Below are 3,716 nucleotides of genomic sequence, written 5' to 3'. Positions count from 1 at the left end.
ACTCCCGGCCACCCGGCACCGTGATCGGCGCGGCCAGAGCCCGCACCACCTCCGCGCCGAGCATCCCCGCGATCGGGGCCGGCGACGGGCACACCAACACCATCTCGTCCCCACCGAGCCGGGCCACACACGCGCCATCGACATCGTCGAGCACATCGGCCAGCCGGCCCGCGGCCTCCACCAGCACCGCATCACCCGCATCGTGCCCGAAGGCGTCGTTGATCTGCTTGAACCCGTCCACATCCAGGAGCACCAGGTCATAGGGCTCACCAGCCATAGCGGCCAGGGCCTCGTGCAGGCCGGCCCGATTCGACAAGCCCGTCAACGGATCCGTAGCCGCATCCCGACGGGCCCGCACCAGCTGGACCCGCTGCGACCGGGCCGTCTGTGCGGCCCACACGTGCCCCGCCAGCGACAACACGGCAGCCGCCGGCAGCAGCATCTTCAACGCCTTCACCGGGCCACCTCCCCGGAGCGCGCCCGACGGGCCTTGTTCGCTGCGATCCGCTGATGTGGCGCCAGACCGCCGAGAACTCCGTGGATCAGATCCTGAGGAAGCCCGCGCTCCATCCGCAGCGCCAGCTCACGGCACGAGTCCTTCACCGGGCAGCCATCACATGCCTTGTGCGCCGCCTTCTCCAGCTCCCGCTCTCTAAGGTCGACCGGGAACCACGGATCATTCGTGGCGCTGACCTTGGACTTCTCGCCGTCCGGAGTGCACTTACCTCGGGCCTGCACCCGCTTCTCCAGCACAGACGACGGCTCGGTCGTCACGGCTACAGCCCGAGGGGGCGGAGCCGCTAACCTCGTCATAGGCACGTCGATCTCCCTTCCAGAGTCGGGATCGGGGTTGCCTCTGTGGCCTCAGCGGGCTGGCACCCGCTGAGGCCTTTCTTGCCGACAACTGGTACGAACCAGTGCGGGCAGTATGCCAACTGGTGCGCACCAGTGTCAACGATCTGGATAGATCCCTTCTCTCTTGGTTGTTCGCTGCATCCAAACAACACCGCGCGGGTCGTCAGCGGCAGCCAACACGGGTTAACCTTCGGTTGTTAACCCCAGCCACGGTGGAGGAACTACGTGGCGTCGAACCGGCTTCGCCAGGCGCGCAACGCTCGCGGCTGGTCACAGCGCCGACTAGTTGCCGGCATCGAGCAGTACGCCCAACAGCACGGACTCGACGTTGCATCAACCGCTAGCCTGAGCGTGTATGTGTCCGAGTGGGAAAACGAAAGACGTGCCATCTCGACTGAGCACGCGACAATCCTTCGCGGGGTTCTCGGCCTAACAGATGCCGAGCTGTTCGAGACCCCCGTCAAAACCGCACCCACGAGCACATCGGATGCATACGACGAACTGGCGACGCGAATAGATGCCGCCCGAGCAATCAGCGCCAGCATGGTCGACGTGCTGTTGAGTCAGACCGAGCTTCTGCGGACGATGGACCGTCAGCTTGGTGCGCCCCAACTCGTTGACCAGATGACCGCACATCTGGGGACGTTGCAGGATGCGTTGACGTTTGCGGTGCTGCCGGATGCCCGGCGGCCGGTGGCAAGAGCGTTGGCGGGGGCTGCAACGCTGGCGGCGTGGCAAGCGCTCGATGTCGGGGCCGCGGACCGAGCCTGGCGACATTACGAGCTGGGCAAGACCGCCGCACGAGATGCAGACGAGCCGGCATTCCTGGCGCACGCCATGGGCGAGCAGGCGTATGTCCTGGCCGACGCTGATAAGCCGGAGCTGGCTATCGCGCTCGTTCAGGAGGCGCAGCGGGAAGGCCAAGGGCGTATCCCGCCGCGTCTCGTCGCATGGCTCTACGCAGCCGAGTCCGAGCTATGCGCCCTTGCTGGACGAGCAGAGGAATGTCGCCGCGCGCTCGACCATGCTGCGGCAGCGCTACCCGCTTGCGACGAACCGCGTGACTCTGCCATGCCCAGCATCTTTCTCAACCAGAGCCACCTCACCCGATGGCGTGGAAACGCGCTCGCGCTGCTTGGTGACGACCAGGCCGTGAATGACCTCTACGCGGCGCTAAACGGTATGGACCCGACGTTTGTCCGCGCACAGGCGGGGGTTCGATGTGATCTGGCTCAGGCTCACCTCGTACGCGGTGAACAGATTGAGGCAGTCAAGCAGCTAAAGGAGGCGCGGCTTCTGGCAAGCCGCACCGGATCAGTCCGGCACCGTCGCCGAATCGAACGCCTCACACAGGGGATGTAGAGCCTGAGCCGAACGCAAGCACATGCAGCAGGGCTACCAGAGTGCCCGACCCAAGCAGCTCACCCCGATTGATCAACTCCGGTATATCGCGTAGGGGTATCCAGGCCACGCGGCCGGCTTCCTCGGCATCATCTGGATCACTGACATGTGTCGCACCGTGCCCGATGAAGATGTCGTGCGGAGCATCAACCATGCCGACAAGCGGCTGATAAGTCGTCAAGTTCCGCAGCTCAGTCGGCCGCCATCCCGTTTCTTCTTCGACCTCACGAGCGGCCGTCTTGGCTGCGTCCTCGCCTTCATTCACCAGCCCGCCAGGCAACTCCCAGCCCCACCGCTGGGGTACGAACCGGTAGCGCCACAACATCAGCACCCGGTCATGTTCATCCAACACAGCAGCCACGGCGGCACGGTGAAGCCGAACGACGTGATGTTCAAATCGTCGAACACCAGGCGGCTCTACGTCGACAAGCGCAAGCTTCACCCAGGGATTGTCATAAATCGTTCGCTCGCCGTAGGTCGTCCACGGCTGCAAATTCTTCTCTGAGGTCATACGTTGCCCTCGCCCTCACCAGCGACGAAGTACGCCCGTCCGTGCTCAGCCCGCACGAGCCCTTCCGCTGTCAGCTTCGTCAGGACCAGGCGAATCGTTGTCCTTCCTGCGCCCAGGTCTTCGGCAAGCTTTCTCTCAGACGGCAGCTTGTCTTGCGGCCCGTAGTCACCCGAGGTAACCATGCGACGGATCTCATCCTCAACGCGCGCCGTGACCCCACCCATGCGTTAGCGCCTCCCGCAACTCTCGACCTCTAGCCTACTGGTGCGTGCCAGGCCCGTTCGTGCCTGTAAGGCTGTTTGGGTGTGCGGTGCCATCGCAGGGCCGCTAGGGGCGGGGCTTCCGTTCCAGTGCATGAGGCCGGGCTCCTCGCAGGTGCCGGTGCAGGTCAGCAGAGTATGCGGCCCCTCCCCTACCGGAATCAAAGCGGCATCAAACGACTGAAAACAGACGTCGAATTCCGGTCCGAATTCCGCGCCGAAACTACGACCGGTAATTGCTTGGAGCAGTAGCGTAGTCCCGCATTTGGTGGCAGGCCGGCGGCGGCTGGGCCGAGGATGGTGGTGGTTAGGTGCGCGTAACGATGATGCTGGACGTTGTCGACGACGCGCTGAGACTGACCCTCTAGCGGCGGATTGGGACTGACCCCTCCGAGGCTGGAGGGGTGATCGCATTGGAAGACTGGGCTGAGGTCCGTCGGTTGCATCGGGCTGAGGGTGTTCCGATCAAGGAGATTGCGCGTCGGTTGGGTTTGGCGCGTAACACGGTCCGTTCGGCGCTTCGGGCCGAGGCGCCGCCGTCGCGTGAGCGCGGCCCTCGCGGTTCGTGTGTGGATGGGGTCGAGCCGCAGGTCCGGGCGTTGCTCGCGGAGTTCCCGCGGATGCCGGCGACGGTGATCGCTGAGCGGATCGGGTGGACGAAGTCGCTGACGATCCTCAAGGACCGGGTT

The 3,716-nt window shown here is 64.7% G+C and carries 6 protein-coding genes; 2 read left to right on the top strand and 4 right to left on the bottom strand.

The window, feature by feature from the left end; all coding sequences use genetic code 11:
- Both SALPAC6_RS0125135 and SALPAC6_RS0125130 read right to left on the bottom strand, forming a co-directional pair.
- On the bottom strand, positions 1–457 hold a 457-nt coding region (locus SALPAC6_RS0125135; protein ID WP_018256056.1), incomplete at its 3' end, for a GGDEF domain-containing protein.
- A complete protein-coding gene (locus tag SALPAC6_RS0125130; protein WP_018256055.1) occupies positions 454–774 on the bottom strand; it encodes a WhiB family transcriptional regulator in 321 nt (106 codons plus the stop codon). The genes SALPAC6_RS0125135 and SALPAC6_RS0125130, both read right to left, overlap by 4 nt.
- A 306-nt stretch (positions 775–1,080) precedes the next feature.
- Here SALPAC6_RS0125130 and SALPAC6_RS0125125 point away from each other — a divergent pair, with 306 nt between their 5' ends.
- On the top strand, positions 1,081–2,217 hold the full coding sequence (locus SALPAC6_RS0125125) for a helix-turn-helix transcriptional regulator (protein ID WP_018256054.1): 1,137 nt from the start codon (positions 1,081–1,083) through the stop codon (positions 2,215–2,217).
- On the opposite strand, the gene SALPAC6_RS28630 is transcribed toward SALPAC6_RS0125125, so the two are convergent.
- A complete protein-coding gene (locus tag SALPAC6_RS28630; RefSeq protein WP_080636188.1) occupies positions 2,201–2,767 on the bottom strand; it encodes an NUDIX hydrolase in 567 nt (188 codons plus the stop codon). The genes SALPAC6_RS0125125 and SALPAC6_RS28630 overlap by 17 nt on opposite strands.
- Complete coding sequence (locus SALPAC6_RS31370) at positions 2,764–2,991, bottom strand: winged helix-turn-helix domain-containing protein (RefSeq protein WP_018256053.1); 228 nt, start codon at positions 2,989–2,991, stop codon at positions 2,764–2,766. Before SALPAC6_RS31370 ends, SALPAC6_RS28630 begins: the two co-directional genes overlap by 4 nt.
- Positions 2,992–3,431: 440 nt before the next feature.
- Between SALPAC6_RS31370 and SALPAC6_RS0125110 the strand changes: the two genes are divergently transcribed.
- Positions 3,432–3,716: helix-turn-helix domain-containing protein (locus SALPAC6_RS0125110; RefSeq protein WP_018256052.1), on the top strand; the 285-nt coding region annotated here is incomplete at its 3' end.

Source organism: Salinispora mooreana, assembly GCF_000379065.1.
Lineage (GTDB): Bacteria > Actinomycetota > Actinomycetes > Mycobacteriales > Micromonosporaceae > Micromonospora > Micromonospora mooreana.
Note: the sequence above shows the minus strand (reverse complement) of the source record. Positions and strands in the feature narration are given on the sequence as shown.

Coding starts and splice junctions, on each gene's coding strand:
- SALPAC6_RS28630 (WP_080636188.1), bottom strand. CDS start 2,767: ATGACCTCAGAGAAGAATTTGCAGCCGTGGACGACCTACGGCGAGCGA.
- SALPAC6_RS31370 (WP_018256053.1), bottom strand. CDS start 2,991: ATGGGTGGGGTCACGGCGCGCGTTGAGGATGAGATCCGTCGCATGGTT.